Source organism: Arcanobacterium phocae (assembly GCF_018913465.1).
In the GTDB taxonomy this organism is placed as follows: Bacteria; Actinomycetota; Actinomycetes; order Actinomycetales; family Actinomycetaceae; genus Arcanobacterium; species Arcanobacterium phocae_A.
The window spans coordinates 59207-75156 of sequence record NZ_JABAPM010000001.1 but is presented as its reverse complement, the minus strand read 5'-3'; the positions used below and the strand labels follow the sequence as shown (position 1 = coordinate 75156).

Here is a 15950-nt window from a genome sequence, read left to right as displayed (position 1 = left end):
GTACGCCGATTTTAGGGCATTTGGCGAGGTGAGTAGCAGGCGCGAAAGCTACTCACCTCGCTGACGTTTTAGAGTTCCGAACCGGTTTGGATGTCTTCCAAACCAGTGGTGATGCCAGCACTTTGTGGAGCGCGGAAGGCATCTTCGTCGGAATCTTGGAGATTAATCGGGTTGCCGGCTGCATCGAGCGCTTCAACGTTCAAGCACAAGGAACGCATTTCCTGTACCAAAACCTTGAAGGACTCTGGGATACCTGGCTCAGGGACGTTATCGCCCTTAACGATTGCTTCGTAAACCTTGACACGTCCAACAGTGTCGTCAGACTTGATCGTCAGCATTTCTTGCAAGGTATGTGCGGCGCCGTATGCTTCCAGCGCCCAAACTTCCATTTCTCCGAAACGCTGACCACCGAACTGAGCCTTACCGCCCAATGGCTGTTGTGTAACCATCGAGTATGGGCCAGTTGAACGTGCGTGGATCTTATCGTCAACCAAGTGGTGCAACTTCAGCATGTACATGTAGCCAACAGACACTGGCTCTGGGAACGGATCTCCGGTACGACCGTCAAACAGCTGCGCCTTACCAGATGCGCCGATCAAACGATCACCATCACGGTTCGGGTTCGTGTTTTCCAATAGTCCACGAAGTTCGCCAGATTCAACGCCGTCGAATACCGGCGTAGCAACGCGGCCGTCACGCTTACCAACTACCGCGTGTTCTGGCAATCGAACTGCCCATGGCTCGCCTGCTTCGCGTGCCGCAGTTGCGTCCCATCCCTGAGAAGCAACCCAGCCGAGATGGAGTTCGAATACCTGGCCGAGGTTCATACGCGATGGCACACCGAGTGGGTTCAACACGATATCAACTGGGGTACCGTCTGCCATGAATGGCATGTCTTCCAGCGGAAGAATACGGGAGATAACACCCTTGTTGCCGTGTCGTCCTGCCATCTTGTCGCCAATGGTGATCTTACGACGCTGTGCGATATGGACGCGGACGGTCTGGCGAACATCAGCAGCCAGTTCGTCATGGTTTTCGGAAGAGAATTCCTTAACACCAATGACAATACCGGATTCACCGTGTGGCACCCGGAGCGACGTATCACGTACTTCCTTGGCCTTTTCGCCAAAGATAGCGCGTAGCAGACGCTCTTCTGAGGTCAACTCAGTTTCGCCCTTTGGCGTAATCTTACCCACGAGAATATCACCGGCAGAAACCTCGGCACCGATGCGGATAATGCCACGGTCATCAAGGTGAGCCAACATATCTTCACCGACATTCGGAATGTCGCGGGTGATTTCTTCAGGCCCAAGCTTGGTGTCGCGAGCGTCAACTTCGTGCTCTTCGATGTGAATCGAGGTCAACAAGTCCTCAGACTGGCAACGCTGCGAGACGATAATAGCGTCCTCGTAGTTGTAACCATTCCACGCCATAAATGCGACGAGGAGGTTTTGTCCAAGAGCAAGTTCACCACCGTCAGTTGCCGGACCATCAGCAATGAGCGAGCCCTTTTCGACGCGGTCCCCTTCGGAGACGCGAACGATTTGGTTCGTACAGTTGCCTGGGTTGGAACGCTCAAACTTCAACAGTTTGTATACGCGATGAGTACCGTCGTCTTCTTCTACGTGAACGACGTCTGCAGAAACCTCAGTAACGACACCAGCAGCTTTAGCGACGATCACTTCGCCAGCATCGACTGCGGCACGCGCTTCGATACCAGTGCCAACATATGGCGCTATTGGACGGATCAATGGAACTGCCTGGCGCTGCATGTTAGCACCCATGAGTGCTCGGTTGGCGTCGTCGTGCTCCAAGAATGGAATAGCTGCAGTACCAACGGAAACCATCTGGCGAGCGGAAACGTCCATATAGCCGACTTCGTCAGCTGGGACAAGTGCCGGCTCACCGCCTGGTAGTCGAACGAGAACTTCGTCTTCAAGGAAGTGACCGTTCTCATCCATTGGTGCCGAAGCCTGTGCAACGTTATAGCGATCTTCATCAGCGGCGTCTAGGTAATCAATTTGGTCGGTTACCTTGCCATCAACGACCTTACGGTACGGGGTTTCGATGAAACCGAAAGCATTAACGCGGCCATAGGTTGCCAACGAACCGATCAAACCAATATTTGGACCTTCTGGAGTTTCAATTGGGCACATACGGCCGTAGTGCGATGGGTGAACGTCTCGGACTTCCATCGAAGCACGGTCACGCGAAAGACCACCAGGACCAAGAGCTGAGAGACGACGCTTGTGTGTCAAACCAGCCAATGGGTTATTTTGATCCATGAACTGCGACAGCTGAGATGTTCCGAAGAACTCCTTGATAGCAGCAACGATCGGGCGAATGTTGATCAACGACGACGGCGTGATAGCTTCAGCTTCCTGCGTCGTCATACGTTCGCGGACCATACGATCTAGACGTGCTAGACCGGTACGGACCTGGTTCTGAATTAATTCACCGACGGCGCGAATGCGACGGTTACCGAAGTGATCAATATCGTCAGTTTCAACCGGAACTTCCTTGCCACCTTCAACGGTCGCAATGGATGTTTCGTTGGCGTGCAATGCAAGAAGGTAACGCAAGGTGGCAGTTACATCTTGGAGCTGAAGCTGACGCTGATCTGATTCAATCTCAGTTCCGAGCTTCTTGTTGACCTTATAACGGCCCACTTTCGCCATATCGTAGCGCTTCGGGTTGTGGTAGAAGTTATTGATCAACGCACGTCCAGCTTCTGCTGTCGGCGGTTCACCCGGACGCAACTTGCGGTAAAGATCTTGGAGAGCTTCTTCTTGAGTCTTCACCGTATCTTTATCCAAGGTGTCCAGGAGAATCGGGAAGTCCTTGAACTCTTCGCGAATCTCAGCTTCAGACATACCCAGAGCCTTGAGGAAGACGGTAGCTGACTGCTTACGCTTACGATCAACACGTACACCAACGGAATCGCGCTTATCAATTTCGAACTCAAGCCACGCACCGCGTGATGGGATGACTTTGGTTGAGTAAATATATTTATCCGAGGTCTTATCCGCTGTACGCTCAAAATACACGCCAGGGGAACGTACCAACTGGGAGACAACAACACGCTCGGTACCGTTAATAATGAAGGTACCTTGCGGTGTCATCAACGGAAAATCACCAATAAAGGTGGTCTGCGACTTGATTTCGCCGGTTTCATAATTCTGGAATTCAGCGGTTACGTAGAGAGCTGCAGAGTAGGTGAGATCCTTCTCTTTACACTCTGCGATTGAAGCTTTCTCCTCTTCGAGGTGCGGCTGCGACAGGACAAGTCCCATCGTGCCAGCAGTATTCTCAATTGGAGATACTTCGTCAAAAATTTCTTCAAGACCAGACTTCTCGCCTTCTGCAGCGTTTTCACGCCATTCATCAGAGCCAATAAGCCAGCCGTAGCTGGATGTCTGGAGGCCGAGTAGGTCTGGGACTGACAGCGGTTCGTAGATCTTTGCAAACGAAACACGGTCAGAAACTAATTTGCCATTCACAACTGTGGGCGTAGGGGTGCTATGCACAGCCAAAGGTGATCCTTCCCTGGGTTCTGGTAAGGGATATGCGCGATTCGTCTTCCAACTACCACCACTTTGCCGGGATTGCCAGTAAAGCGTGTTATTTTCAAGGAAAAATGGTAGCCAAAAGGCAAGCCACGCAAGTTTCTAATTTACCTTTGACACGTAAAAAAGTCTACCCCGAACCAGTGTGGAAGGGGTCACGACTCCTATAAACCAATGAACGATCCTCGAAAAACTGTGTGGCAGTCGCGCTCTACACAGACTCATCGATCGATCCAAAGGGCTGAGTAAAATTCTCAACGCGAAAACTCTCCCATACTTTTTATCCAGATGCAAGTAGACACGGGTAGCTGCTTCGGCCCCTCCTCGACCTCTCTCATCCCCTCCCAAATAAAGAGATCCCCCAAACGATATCGTTTGGGGGATCATCTCAACCGCTGGTGATTAACCAACAAGTTTTATAACGTGATTGCGGACTAAGCCGCGTGAATCACTTAAGGGTGACGGTTGCGCCAGCGCCTTCGAGCTGTTCCTTAGCCTTCTCAGCGGTCTCCTTGTTGACACCTTCGAGAACTGGCTTTGGAGCGCCATCGACGAGGTCCTTAGCTTCCTTCAGACCGAGGGAGGTAAGAGCGCGCACCTCCTTGATGACTGCAATCTTCTTGTCGCCAGCAGCTTCAAGAACGACGTCAAATTCGTCCTTCTCTTCAGCAGCTTCAGCGGCGCCACCTGCAGCTGGTGCTGCAGCAGCAACTGCAACTGGAGCAGCAGCTTCGACGTCGAATTCTTCTTCGAACTTCTTAACGAAGTCGTTGAGCTCAACAAGGGTGAGCTCCTTGAAAGCTTCGATGAGCTCTTCAGCGGTGAGCTTAGCCATGATTGGCCTACCTTCCTTTGCCTACGTGTGAGGCAGTTTAAATTAATTGAGTTACGCAGCTACCGTCAGGCAGCAGCTTCTTCTTGCTTCGCACGTAGTGCGTCGACAGTGCGTACCAGCTTGGTTGCCGGTGCGTTGAAAACAAATGCAGCCTTTTGCAGCGAAGCCTTGAGAGCTCCGGCGGCCTTGGCCAAAAGGACCTCGCGAGATTCGAGATCGGCGAGCTTCGAAACATCTTCAGCAGCGAGAAGAGCGCCTTCGAGAACGCCAGCCTTAACAATAAGTGCCGGGTTTTCTTTAGCAAAGTTCTTTACTGCTTTAGCTGCGGAAGCGATGTCACCGGTGACGAATGCCAGTGCAGTCGGGCCAGTAAGCGCGTCGTCGAGTCCTTCGACGCCGGCTGCCTTAGCCGCGATGCGAGCGAGGGTGTTCTTCGCAACAACGTATGTGGCTTCCTGGCCCATTGCACGACGAAGAGTCTTCATCTGTGCAACAGTCAGTCCACGGTACTCAGTTACGAGAACGGCCGTAGAACCTGAGAACAGCTCAGTAAGTTCTGCGATCGCTGCAGACTTGTCGGTCCGTGCCATGGGACCTCCTTCCGATTGAATGCCGCAGCCGGAAATTCAACATCGCGAAACCTTGTAGATACAAAAAATCCTCATGCGCAGGCATGAGGACGTGAGCAGAATACTGCTGTCTTTCTCACCTACGCGGGCTTCGCCGTGCGAACTTCGCCCTGAAAATTTCAGGCGACCTGCGGTCTTGGGCAATTAGTAGACTACGTTGATTAGCTAAATTTAGCAAGAGATAATTATATCAGTGAGCGGTCCAACATTTTAACCACCTGTATGCTCTGCCGCTACTAGAGTTCTTTCAGCTCCCCTTCGATGCGGTGCACCAACATATCAAGTGCCACAAGATTATGTCCACCTTCTGGCACGATGAGATCGGCCTGCCTCTTCGAAGGTTCGACAAATAATTCATGCATTGGCTTGACGGTTTCCAGGTACTGTGCCTCAACAGACTCGAGGGAACGTCCACGTTCGACGACGTCGCGCTTGATTCGGCGCAAAATACGCACATCAGCATCGGTATCTACAAAGATCTTCACGTCACACAAGTCGCATAGCCTTGGCTCTGCAAAGATGAGAATACCTTCGAGCAATAAAACAGGGGCCGGGTCAATATGTTGTGTCTGGGGTGCCCGGTTATGGTGAGCATAATCGTAAACCGGTGCTTCAATAGCATGACCTGCTAGCAAGGTCTCCATGTGTCGAACGAGAAGATCATTATCGAAAGAATCCGGATGATCGTAGTTAAGTTGTTCGCGTTCTGAAAAGCTCAGCTCATCATGCGCGTGATAATACGAATCATGGAAAATCACGGAGGCGTGCGGTGCAAACCGCGACTCAATAGCACGAGTCAGGGTAGTTTTTCCACTACCCGTACCACCGGCAATACCAATAACTAAGGACTTACCCACAGGATTCCCCTCTAGACGACCGTATTTCTGTTCCACATAGTACCGCGTATTTGCCATAAAAACGAGGTAAGTAGTCCCAAAAACAGCTGGTTAACCAAGCTCATGTCATAAAATAAGCGCGGAACCAAGTTCGGTTCCGCGCTTATTTAAACAGTCATGATACTACCGACTGTCAAGCTATCTGATAGATCAGGCTTCCGTTACTGCGCCCTTAGTAGCATCAATACGGATGCCAGGACCCATAGTGGTGGAAACAGTAGCCTTGAGCAAGTAGCGACCCTTTGCCGAAGCAGGCTTCAAACGCATGATCTCATCATGAGCAGCGTTGAAGTTCTCAAGGAGCTGCTCGCTGGTGAATGACGTGTTACCAACGATGAAGGCAAGGTTGCCGTGCTTATCAACACGGAACTCAATACGTCCACCCTTGATGTCATTAACAGCCTTAGCGGTGTCCATGGTTACGGTGCCAGTCTTAGGGTTCGGCATCAAACCACGTGGACCAAGGACGCGACCCAAACGGCCGACCTTGCCCATCATATCTGGTGTTGCAACAGCAGCATCGAAATCGGTCCAGCCACCTGCGACCTTTTCGATGAGCTCGTCGCCACCGACTTCGTCAGCACCGGCGTCAATAGCGGCCTGAGCCTTGTCACCAACAGCGAACACGATAACGCGAGCTGTCTTACCAGTTCCGTGAGGAAGGTTAACAGTGCCGCGAACCATCTGATCTGCTTTACGCGGATCAACACCGAGGCGGTACATAACCTCAACGGTAGATGGGAACTTGGTGACAGATGTCTTTTGTGCTAGCTCGATCGCTTCAGCGGGAGTGTAAACTTCTCCAGCCTGGATGAGCTCAGCAGCCTTACGGTAATTCTTTGAGCGCTTTGCCATTCTGCTTTTCTCCTTGTCAGCAGTTGTGGGGAACGAGCCCGCTCGGGCCCTACCACGATGCCATGAGTGGCATCATCAGTTGCTCGGATGAGCGGTTTGAGATTCTCAGATCTCGTCGGTTGTTACGCCCATCGAACGAGCAGTGCCGGCAATAATGCGTGCAGCGTTGTCGATATCGTTGGCGTTAAGGTCTGGTTCCTTGGTCTTAGCGATTTCACGCAACTGGTCTGCAGTCAAGTGTGCAACCTTGTTGGTGTGTGGAACTCCAGAACCCTTCTTAATACCGGCAGCTTTCTTAATAAGTTCAGCAGCTGGTGGAGTCTTGGTGATAAAGGTAAACGAACGATCTTCGTAAACCGTAATCTCAACTGGGACGATGTTTCCACGCATGGATTCAGTTGCAGCATTGTATGCCTTGGTGAATTCCACAATGTTAACGCCGTGCTGACCCAGAGCTGGGCCGATCGGCGGAGCCGGGGTGGCCATTCCAGCTTGAATCTGGAGCTTGATCAGACCGGCAACCTTCTTCTTCGGTGGCATTTTGATCCTTCTTTTCTATTTTCTTACCGCCGCCTGGCAACGACGACGGGTGCCTTCGTATCGGTTAATACGACCGTTGTGATGTGGAGATTAAGCCACACAACGCTGACTGGTAAGTAGTCAGTCCATCTTCTTAACTTGACCGAAGGACAAATCGACCGGGGTTTCCTGGCCGACAAGTGTCATGAGAACAGTCAATCTCTGGTTGACTGCATCAACTTCAGAAATTGTAGCTGGCATTCCAACCCAAGGCTCAGTGGTCAGTGTCACTGTCTCGCCAACAGAGTATTCAACCTCAAGGGTAAGACCCACAGTTCCGACTTGTGCACCAGCGGTTTCCGCAGCAACAGCAGCTTCCTTCTCCACAACTGGAGTGAGCATTTGCACAACTTCATCCGGCAATAATGCAACTGGGTTTCGTCCATTACCAACGAATCCAGTTACACCGTTAGTCTCTTGCACGACTCGCCACGAATCATCCGTCATCTTCATACGAATGAGTGCATAACCTGGGATCCGGACTCGCGAAATGAGCTTGCGCTGCCCCTTCTTAACCTCGAAAACTTCTTCCATTGGAACCTCAATCTGGAAGATGTAATCTTCCATGTCCAAGGAATGCATACGAGTTTCGATGTCACGCTTAACGCGCTTTTCATAGCCAGCATATGTATGAAGAACATACCAGCGACCCGGTAGTCCTTTGAGCTTGGCTCGAACCATTTCCTCAGTAACTACTGATTCTTCAGTTTCACCAGCTGGTTGGGCCGGTGCGGATTCTTCAATAACAGGCTGCTCCGCATCTGCCGAGATTTCTACCGCCGTTTCTTCAGCCACCGGCGATTCCGATACCTCATCTTCGGCAGGCAGAACGTTTTCCGATACCTGCTCTGGGGCGGCATCGGAAAAAACTGGATTACCAATTGTGTTGTCGAGCTTTTCCTCAGACATATTTCCTGCTTTCAAACAATCCGGAACTTAGCGTCAGCTGAAGATTAAGAGTACAAGTTGAGCAAACACTAGATCGATCACTCCTACGAACGCCATAACAACGGCGACGAAGAAAACGACCGTAAGGAAAAGCTTCCACAACTCTGAACGTGTAGGACGCTGAACTTTCTTCAGCTCCACAAACACTTCACGGAAGAACTGTACGATTCGAGCAAAGAAGCCGTGCGATTCTGATTTCGCTGGCTTATTGCCGTGACTAGACGCGGAAGCCTGGCTCACTTCTTGATCCTCTCGGTAAATGTGGAAAACGGCCCTTGTGGGCCGCCTTCTTAGCAGGGCAGGAGGGACTCGAACCCACAACCGCCGGTTTTGGAGACCGGTGCGCTACCAATTGCGCCACTACCCTATGGGGGAATGCCCGATTCGTTTACATGAAAATGCATGCTAACGCTCGTATGCGTTCCACAACTCCCCCTACTTTACTTGGCATTTGCGTTCTGCACAATATTCTGCATGTAATTAACAACACACTTATTACCTCAAGCTACCTTTTCCGCAGCTTCATTAGGTGACATTAAGCCGTATTCGTGCCACCATAGGACGTATGACACACACAACCACACGCAGTCGCGTTTCCGCTCGCCTAGGAGCACTTCAGCCATCCGCCACCCTCGCCGTCGACGCCAAGGCTAAGGCACTCAAAGCCGCTGGCAAACCCGTTATCGGCTTCGGCGCTGGTGAACCGAACTTCCCAACACCAGCCCACGTCGTCGATGCAGCTGTAGCTGCAGCCCAAGACCCGAAGAACCATAAATACACCCCAGCCGCAGGTCTACCGGAGTTACGCCAAGCTATTGCAGACCGTGCCAAAGCTGATTCCGGTATCACTGTTGATCCCGCAAACGTCATCGTCACAAACGGCGGTAAGCAAGCCGTATTCCAAGCCTTCGCTGCGCTGGTATCCGACGGCGATGAAGTCATTCTTCCAGCTCCTTACTGGACCACATACCCCGAAGCAATCAAGTTATGCGGAGGTACCGTCGTCGAGGTATTTGCTGGTCCGGACCAAAACTATAAGGTCACTACGGCACAACTCGATGCGGCGCTAACTGATCGCACCAAGGTACTACTTATGTGTTCGCCATCAAACCCAACTGGCGCCGTCTATACGGCTGATGAGTTACGAGAAATTGGTCAATGGGCGCTAGCTAACGGTATCTGGATCATCACCGATGAAATCTACGAAAAGCTCGTGTATGAAGGCGAGATGTCCTACATTCTCAAAGTCATGCCGGAGCTTGCTGATCAAACCATCGTGGTTAACGGCGTCGCAAAATCCTACGCCATGACCGGCTGGCGCGTGGGCTGGATGTACGGACCAAGCGATGTTATCAAGAAAGCCGCTAATTTCCAGTCGCATATCACGTCAAACGTATCAAATGTTTCCCAACGTGCGGCTATCGCGGCATTGACTGGCGATCAGAGCATTCTTGCGCCAATGAAGGAAGCCTTCGATCACCGTCGGCAGGCCCTGATCTCGATGCTTCGCGAAATCGATGGCTTTGTTGTCCCCCAGCCTACCGGCGCATTCTATGTGTTCCCTAACGTTGAAGCGTTACTTGGTAAGGAAATTCGCGGTCGGGTAGCAACGACGTCGGCCGAGCTCGCGGAACTGATCTTGGACGAAGCCGAGGTTGCGGTTGTTCCCGGCGAAGCCTTCGGTGCCCCCGGCTATCTGCGATTCTCTTATGCGCTTGCCGACGACGATCTCGTCGCCGGTGCCCGCAGATTGCAAGAACTCTTTGCGTAACGCATTGGCTTTGAGCCCGAAAATATAACGAGAAGTGCCGGGGTTATTCTCTGGCACTTCTCGTTTATGTGTTAACACCCCGTTGATGTGGGAACTATTCAGTTAATCGCAAGCCATTTTTCGGCAGCCTGAAGTCGGAACAGTGCCTCAGCCTGCCAGTTCTTCTTTTTGCGACGCACCCCAGCAATCAGCGATAACACCACCCCGGCGGCAGAAGCCCCCAACGCCTGCGGATCCACCCACCGTGCTACACGTTGCGTCCAATCAGCCAGTAGTGGGTCAATATGCTGATAGGTCTGAGGTGCTAACCCGGGAAGCACCGACATATGTCCCAGTAAGCATCCCCAATCATGGACTCGGTAGCCGGGACCTAAACTATCAACATCCAAAATCCCAGAAACGCACCCTGTGCCCGGATCAACAAAAATATTCGCCTCATAAAAATCGCCGTGAGTAGGCACGAGTGGGCCTAAATCTGCATGATCTAGTTCGTGGCGAATCTGGCGAGTAAGGTCCCGTATCCGTTGCTCCTCTTGTGGTAAAACGGTAACCGCAGCCTCGGCATAATGTTCACACCGGTCTGCCCACGCTGGCCGTGTCGGCAACCCGATGGCAACCATCGGTAACGAATCGAGAGTATCTGCCAGGGAATCAAGCACTCCCCGCATTGTTCCAATATGCTGAGGCTCGACCCGGGCGTAGACCTTGTTTAGTGCAAGTCCAGTCAGATCCGTGGTTACGATCAACCCACGCGGATCAACATCCTGCACAACCGGAGCAGGCGTTCCAGCACGTTCGAGCATCCTTAGGCGAGTCACAATCCCATCAATCTGATCGGGTCGCATCACCTTCGCCCAATGGACGGCGCCACCATCGACGTCGTCAATCCGCACCACGGCCCGGCGAGTAGGACGATACGCAATTAGTTCCGTGTCAGTTTCTCGACCTAACCAGTCATCGAGCTGATCTGGGTTACAAGCCAACTCGAGTGCAGGAAGTTCCGGATCGTAAGGATGTTCCCACACGTGCACTCGCACATTTCGGCACGTCACCGTCCGGCCATCTACCTCATCGAGCCGGTCTTCGTTAATTCGCCCGGACGTAGCCACCACGTAGGTATCAGTCCGTCTTACGCAACCGTCGTCGTTATGATCCAACACCACGCTGTAACCAACAGAAACGCCAGCTCCGGGACGATGATGAATGGCATGCACATTCCACGACCGCACTATCCCCCGATGAGCTAACGCAACTGACAGCATCTGTGCCGCGTCGCTACCAGTCAACAGGGCTAAAACGGTACGTTCATGAGCGGCGCGTTGCCGCCGATTCGAGACACGGGTAGACGGAATAGTCACGTAACCATTTATAGAGAAGCCACACCGCGAAGTCCAACTTTAAAACCCGGCCCGCACAGTTTCACACTCTGGCACATTGAAAGGACACCGGTACGCTGGCAGACTTGGCATATGCGAGACCTTAATGCCCTTCCTAAAGCACATCTTCATCTGCACTTCACCGGCTCTATGCGCGTATCAACATTAGCCGATATGGCCCGGGAACAAGGACTGCGCCTGCCAGAAAATCTGACGGACAACGTTTCGCTGCACGTGCCAGCTGATCAGCGGGGCTGGTTTCGGTTCCAGCGCTCCTACGATGCGGCGCGTAAAGTCGTGCGCAGTGAACCGGCTATGCGCCGGATTGTGCGCGAAGCTGCCGAAGATGATAAAGCTGAAGGCTCGCGCCGGTTGGAGATCCAGATTGACCCCACATCGTATGCTCCGTTTGTCGGTGGTATTACTCCAGCGTTAGAGATTGTGTTGGATGAGGCCGAGTCGGCCTCTCGCGACGTTGGTATCGAGGTTGGTGTTATTGTTGCTGCTTCGCGTATCCGTCACCCGTTAGAGGCACGTACGTTAGCTCGCCTGGCAGCAAAACATGCCGGCGATGGCCCCGGCCAAGTTGTCGGTTTCGGGTTGAGCAATGACGAACGCCGTGGAACGACGTCGGAATGGTCGGCCGCATTTAACATTGCCCGCCGCGCTGGGCTAGCCGCCGTCCCACATGGTGGCGAGCTACTTGGCCCCGATCATTTGCGAGAAGTCGTGGCACACCTACGTCCAGCTCGGTTAGGTCATGGCGTTCGCGCAGCAGAGGATCCGGAATTGTTGGCACGCATCGTTGATGCTGGAATTGCGTTCGAGGTGTGCCCCGCCTCAAATGTATCGCTGGGCGTTTACGGCCATAAGGATGATGTTCCGTTACGTACGCTTCTCGACGCCGGAGCCCAAGTAGCGTTGGGAGCTGACGATCCGTTGTTGTTCTTATCGCGCTTAACGGCTCAATATCAGATTGCACGCGATCTTGGGTTTGACGATTATGAGCTGGCATTATTAGCGCATTCGTCCATTAGCGCATCGCTGGCGAGCGAACAGGCCAAGAGCCAGTGGCATGACGACGTCGATGCCTGGCTGGCTATGCCTGATGGAGACACAGATGCGACTAAAGCCTGATCGGTTCAATAACTTCGTAACAGATAGTCCGCTGCCGGTTCCACAACGCGCGTTAGTGAAGATCGGCTCATCATTTGTTCGGGTTCACCGACTTGGCGCACCTGCTCCCGGACTCAATCGGATCGACGTAGATCGGCCGGGCGACCATCGAGTGACATTTGTTCTTGTTCACGGTATCGGGTTGTCAGCCACATATTTGTTACCGCTTGCTGAGGAACTGAGTCATTTTGGCGAAGTCCTCATGGTAGACCTGCCCGGTTTCGGAGACCTACCCGCTCCTGAGAAACCGCTAGCGATCGGTGATTTTGCGAAAATTATTGACGCCGTATTAGAGCTGAACGGTATTTCAGACCCAATTTTTGTTGGTCATTCGATGGGCGCACAGATCGTCGTCGAACTCCTTGCCAGTTGGCCAGAGAAATTCCGCCGAGCAGCACTGGTGGGTCCCCCAGTGAACGTCGTCGAACGTAATCCCGCCTGGGTGGTAGCGCGATATGCTCAATCATCAGTGTTCGAACGACCCTCGCTTGTCCATATCGCCGTATGGTCATATCTGCGGGCAGCCACGGTGTGGATGGCACGTATTATGCCACGCGTATTGGCCTACCCCATCGAGGAACGAATCACAGCGTCCAGTCCAGACGCGCGATTTGTTTTTATTCGCGGTGAGCACGATTATCTTGCGCCAAAACAGTGGCTGTCAAACCTGGCGAGCAGGGTTTCTCAGGCCAGTATTTACACGGTTCCAGGTGCGGCTCATTCCACGTTGTATAACGACCACCGAACAGTTAGCCACTATATTGCAACTCTCCTCAACGAGTGCGAACGATGAATATTTGCAAACGAATACGCGACTACGCTTGGTTTGTGCGGAGCGTAGCAATTCGTCGTCGTTATCGCACTGTCGCCCAGGCCCCGGTAACAGTTGTTTTAGTTCCGGGAATTTTTGAAGGGCAGTCGCAACTTGAGACGCTGGCCCAGGCGTTGAATGGGTTGGGCTACCGAATCGTGCATGTGCCAGAGCTGAAACTACAAACAGCACCTACCTTCGACCTAGCCCAGATGCTACTGCGGCGGGTCGCGGAAATTAACGGCCCGGTAGTCTTGTTAGCACATTCTAAAGGCGGTCTTATTGGACGCGAAGTTCTCACACATCGCAACGAACTTAACCAACTCGTTGGCATGGTTGCGATTGCTACACCGTGGCAAGGATCGTCATTGGCACGATTTTTCCCACATACCTCGGCGGTTCGCCGGCTAGCTCCGCAAGGCAGCGACATCGGGGTGACGCCACAGCCGTTGGATACTGATGAACGAATATATTCACTTATTCCTGCCTGGGACCCACACGTTCCTAATGGCTCTTATCTTCCTGGCGCTCACAATATTCGACTCTCAAGTGCAGGACATTTCTTGCCGCTAGGGACCCTCGAGACACAACGGTATGTTGCAGAATGTATTAAACGCCTGCTCAGAGCGCGCTAATCGAGGCTTAGACCGACGAATACCGGCTCCGGTACTAGTCTCACGCCGAATGCCTTTTGCACGCCGTCACGGACGGTTTTTGCTAGTTCGATGACGTCGGCTGCGCACGCCTGACCACGGTTAGTTAATGCCAATGAATGATCCGTCGATAACGATGCTCGATCAGACACCGCAAAACCTTTATCAAAACCGGCGTGTGAAATGAGCCAAGCTGCGGACGATTTTACATACCCCTCAATGACAGTCGGTCCACCACCAATTTGGTTAATCGTCGTGTGGTCAGTTACGGCGAACCGTGGCGCTTGTTCTGGTAACTGTTCCGCCTGCGTTGACGTCAAAATCGGATTAGTGAAGAACGATCCGGCCGAATAAGTATTGCGATTTGCGTCATCAAGCACCATTGACTTTGATCGACGCAGATCCAGAACTGCCTGGCGAACGTCAACCGCCGGGGCTCGCTCACCCAACTCAATACCGAGAGCTGCTGCGAGTTGACCGTATTTCACGGGTGCACCTAGGGTTGCACGGCGCATGTGGAAATTAACTGATAGCACAATCCACCGGGGGCTGGGACCCCATGGGCCAGACACCATCGATGATTTGAGTGAGGAATGCCGATAGCCAAAATCAAGATCAGAGAGGAATAATGTTGTTACTCGGCGCTCTTGGCGATCGTAAACTCGCAACGATGCAATCGTTTCAGCAACTTCTTGTCCGTACGCACCAATGTTTTGGACTGGAGCTGCCCCGGCAGATCCGGGTATGCCAGAGAGAGCTTCGAGCCCCATCCATTCTTGTTCAAGGGAGTAGACGACGACGTCGTCCCACGGAGTTCCTGCAGTCACGGTCATTTGGCCACCGCCACAGCCGTCATCCATTGTGGTTGTGATGTCATGGCGCATATCGCGAATAACGACACCTGCGAAATCATCATCAGCGGCGAGGATATTAGAGCCACCGCCGATTACGAGCACCGGGATCCCTTGTTGGTCAGCTGCCGAGACCGCTTCGACGATCTCCGTTTCAGTTCTAGCTTCAACCAGGTTAGCTATCGAGCCGCCAACGCCGAACGTAGTGAGCTGTGCGAGGGTCTGTGCCCCCAACTGGGCACGCGAAGAAGGAACAGCCGGTGGTACCGGACCATGACCAATCATTTCCGCAATAGAACACTCCATCGGTCTTCCTCCTTGTGACCTCTCAATCTTTCTACTCAACTATAAACCACTGCCGAATCTAAGTTCGCGAATGCCTCAGTGCGAAATCTCTACCTCGGTGCCAAAAGCTTTCCGTCGTACGGTCAGGAAACAAGATAGTAGATAAGCGAGGACCCCTCCAAATGGAGGGGTCCTCGCTTATCTAAAGACTTTATCGCGTCTCACGATGCGTCTGAGACTTCGAGCACTTTGGGCAGTACTTCTTGAGCTCAAGACGATCTGGCGAGTTACGACGATTCTTCTTGGTGATGTAGTTTCGCTCCTTGCAAACCTCGCAAGCGAGGGTGATCTTGGGGCGAACGTCTGCAGACTTGCTAGCCACTGTTGTTACCTCACGTTCGGCTTGTTGAGAAGCGGGTGCTTCAATTTCGTTTGTAGCGGGGGCGGGGTTTGAACCCGCGACCTCACGATTATGAGTCGTGCGCTCTGACCAACTGAGCTACCCCGCCTCAAATTCATTTCTGGTGAAATGAATGGAGCCCCGAAAGGGAATCGAACCCTTGACCTTCTCCTTACCATGGAGACGCTCTGCCGACTGAGCTATCGGGGCAACGTTGGAAAGCTTACCAAGTGGCTCGCTCGAAAACCAACTAATAACCAAAATTCTTTAGTGGTACGTATCACCAAGAATTTTTAGCTTGCCTGGACACTGTCCAAAC

The 15950-nt window shown here is 52.6% G+C and carries 15 protein-coding genes and 3 tRNA genes; 4 read left to right on the top strand and 14 right to left on the bottom strand.

The window, feature by feature from the left end; all coding sequences use genetic code 11:
* Positions 1-68 precede the first annotated feature (68 nt).
* From rpoB to KSO86_RS00310, 9 genes are all read right to left on the bottom strand, one after another.
* Entirely contained in the window at positions 69-3533 is a 3465-nt protein-coding gene (gene rpoB / locus KSO86_RS00350; protein WP_216379449.1) for a DNA-directed RNA polymerase subunit beta, read from the bottom strand.
* A 481-nt stretch (positions 3534-4014) separates the two neighbouring features.
* Complete coding sequence (gene rplL / locus KSO86_RS00345) at positions 4015-4401, bottom strand: 50S ribosomal protein L7/L12 (protein WP_216379448.1); 387 nt, start codon at positions 4399-4401, stop codon at positions 4015-4017.
* A gap of 65 nt (positions 4402-4466) precedes the next feature.
* Complete coding sequence (gene rplJ / locus KSO86_RS00340) at positions 4467-4991, bottom strand: 50S ribosomal protein L10 (protein WP_216379447.1); 525 nt, start codon at positions 4989-4991, stop codon at positions 4467-4469.
* Between the two features lie 275 nt (positions 4992-5266).
* Positions 5267-5944 (bottom strand): uridine kinase, encoded by a 678-nt coding sequence (udk, locus tag KSO86_RS00335; protein WP_253280657.1) that lies wholly within the window; start codon positions 5942-5944, stop codon positions 5267-5269.
* 132 nt (positions 5945-6076) lie between these two features.
* A complete protein-coding gene (rplA, locus tag KSO86_RS00330) occupies positions 6077-6781 on the bottom strand; it encodes a 50S ribosomal protein L1 (protein ID WP_216379445.1) in 705 nt (234 codons plus the stop codon).
* Positions 6782-6886: 105 nt separating this feature from the next.
* Positions 6887-7321 (bottom strand): 50S ribosomal protein L11, encoded by a 435-nt coding sequence (gene rplK / locus KSO86_RS00325; RefSeq protein ID WP_091280234.1) that lies wholly within the window; start codon positions 7319-7321, stop codon positions 6887-6889.
* Positions 7322-7441: 120 nt separating this feature from the next.
* The gene (gene nusG, locus KSO86_RS00320) at positions 7442-8269 is read right to left on the bottom strand and encodes a transcription termination/antitermination protein NusG (RefSeq protein WP_216379444.1); all 828 of its coding nucleotides are present in this window, start codon (positions 8267-8269) and stop codon (positions 7442-7444) included.
* Between the two features lie 33 nt (positions 8270-8302).
* Positions 8303-8548, bottom strand: coding sequence for a preprotein translocase subunit SecE (gene secE, locus KSO86_RS00315; RefSeq protein WP_216379443.1), 246 nt, complete (start codon positions 8546-8548; stop codon positions 8303-8305).
* A 54-nt stretch (positions 8549-8602) separates the two neighbouring features.
* A tRNA-Trp gene (locus KSO86_RS00310) sits at positions 8603-8675 on the bottom strand.
* Between the two features lie 198 nt (positions 8676-8873).
* On the opposite strand from KSO86_RS00310, the gene KSO86_RS00305 reads away from it, so the two are divergent.
* Positions 8874-10079, top strand: a complete 1206-nt coding sequence (locus KSO86_RS00305) for a pyridoxal phosphate-dependent aminotransferase (RefSeq protein WP_216379442.1) — start codon at positions 8874-8876, stop codon at positions 10077-10079.
* A gap of 98 nt (positions 10080-10177) precedes the next feature.
* On the opposite strand, the gene KSO86_RS08575 is transcribed toward KSO86_RS00305, so the two are convergent.
* Positions 10178-11437, bottom strand: a complete 1260-nt coding sequence (locus KSO86_RS08575) for a phosphotransferase family protein (RefSeq protein ID WP_216379441.1) — start codon at positions 11435-11437, stop codon at positions 10178-10180.
* A gap of 111 nt (positions 11438-11548) precedes the next feature.
* Between KSO86_RS08575 and KSO86_RS00295 the strand changes: the two genes are divergently transcribed.
* Genes KSO86_RS00295 through KSO86_RS00285 form a run of 3 tightly spaced genes read left to right on the top strand, consistent with a single transcriptional unit; the run spans position 11549 to position 14077 of the window.
* Positions 11549-12592 carry an adenosine deaminase gene (locus KSO86_RS00295; RefSeq protein WP_216379440.1) on the top strand — a complete coding sequence of 348 codons (1044 nt, stop codon included), beginning with the start codon at positions 11549-11551 and terminating at the stop codon, positions 12590-12592.
* Positions 12576-13424 (top strand): alpha/beta fold hydrolase, encoded by an 849-nt coding sequence (locus tag KSO86_RS00290; RefSeq protein WP_216379439.1) that lies wholly within the window; start codon positions 12576-12578, stop codon positions 13422-13424. Before KSO86_RS00295 ends, KSO86_RS00290 begins: the two co-directional genes overlap by 17 nt.
* A 35-nt stretch (positions 13425-13459) precedes the next feature.
* On the top strand, positions 13460-14077 hold the full coding sequence (locus KSO86_RS00285; protein WP_216379438.1) for an esterase/lipase family protein: 618 nt from the start codon (positions 13460-13462) through the stop codon (positions 14075-14077).
* Here KSO86_RS00285 and KSO86_RS00280 read toward each other — a convergent pair.
* The 4 genes from KSO86_RS00280 to KSO86_RS00265 all read right to left on the bottom strand — a co-directional run bounded on the left by KSO86_RS00280 (position 14074) and on the right by KSO86_RS00265 (position 15841).
* The gene (locus tag KSO86_RS00280; protein WP_216379437.1) at positions 14074-15252 is read right to left on the bottom strand and encodes a UDP-N-acetylmuramate dehydrogenase; all 1179 of its coding nucleotides are present in this window, start codon (positions 15250-15252) and stop codon (positions 14074-14076) included. The two genes, KSO86_RS00285 and KSO86_RS00280, sit on opposite strands and share 4 nt — an antisense overlap.
* A gap of 190 nt (positions 15253-15442) precedes the next feature.
* Entirely contained in the window at positions 15443-15613 is a 171-nt protein-coding gene (rpmG, locus tag KSO86_RS08455) for a 50S ribosomal protein L33 (protein ID WP_157672893.1), read from the bottom strand.
* 53 nt (positions 15614-15666) lie between these two features.
* Positions 15667-15740, bottom strand: a tRNA-Met gene (locus KSO86_RS00270).
* Between the two features lie 25 nt (positions 15741-15765).
* Positions 15766-15841: transfer RNA gene (locus KSO86_RS00265), tRNA-Thr, on the bottom strand.
* Positions 15842-15950: the final 109 nt, after the last annotated feature.

Coding starts and splice junctions, on each gene's coding strand:
- KSO86_RS00305 (WP_216379442.1), top strand. CDS start 8,874: ATGACACACACAACCACACGCAGTCGCGTTTCCGCTCGCCTAGGAGCA.
- rplK (WP_091280234.1), bottom strand. CDS start 7,321: ATGCCACCGAAGAAGAAGGTTGCCGGTCTGATCAAGCTCCAGATTCAA.
- KSO86_RS00290 (WP_216379439.1), top strand. CDS start 12,576: ATGCGACTAAAGCCTGATCGGTTCAATAACTTCGTAACAGATAGTCCG.
- rplJ (WP_216379447.1), bottom strand. CDS start 4,991: ATGGCACGGACCGACAAGTCTGCAGCGATCGCAGAACTTACTGAGCTG.
- KSO86_RS00295 (WP_216379440.1), top strand. CDS start 11,549: ATGCGAGACCTTAATGCCCTTCCTAAAGCACATCTTCATCTGCACTTC.
- KSO86_RS00280 (WP_216379437.1), bottom strand. CDS start 15,252: ATGGAGTGTTCTATTGCGGAAATGATTGGTCATGGTCCGGTACCACCG.
- udk (WP_253280657.1), bottom strand. CDS start 5,944: ATGGCAAATACGCGGTACTATGTGGAACAGAAATACGGTCGTCTAGAG.
- nusG (WP_216379444.1), bottom strand. CDS start 8,269: ATGTCTGAGGAAAAGCTCGACAACACAATTGGTAATCCAGTTTTTTCC.
- rplL (WP_216379448.1), bottom strand. CDS start 4,401: ATGGCTAAGCTCACCGCTGAAGAGCTCATCGAAGCTTTCAAGGAGCTC.
- rplA (WP_216379445.1), bottom strand. CDS start 6,781: ATGGCAAAGCGCTCAAAGAATTACCGTAAGGCTGCTGAGCTCATCCAG.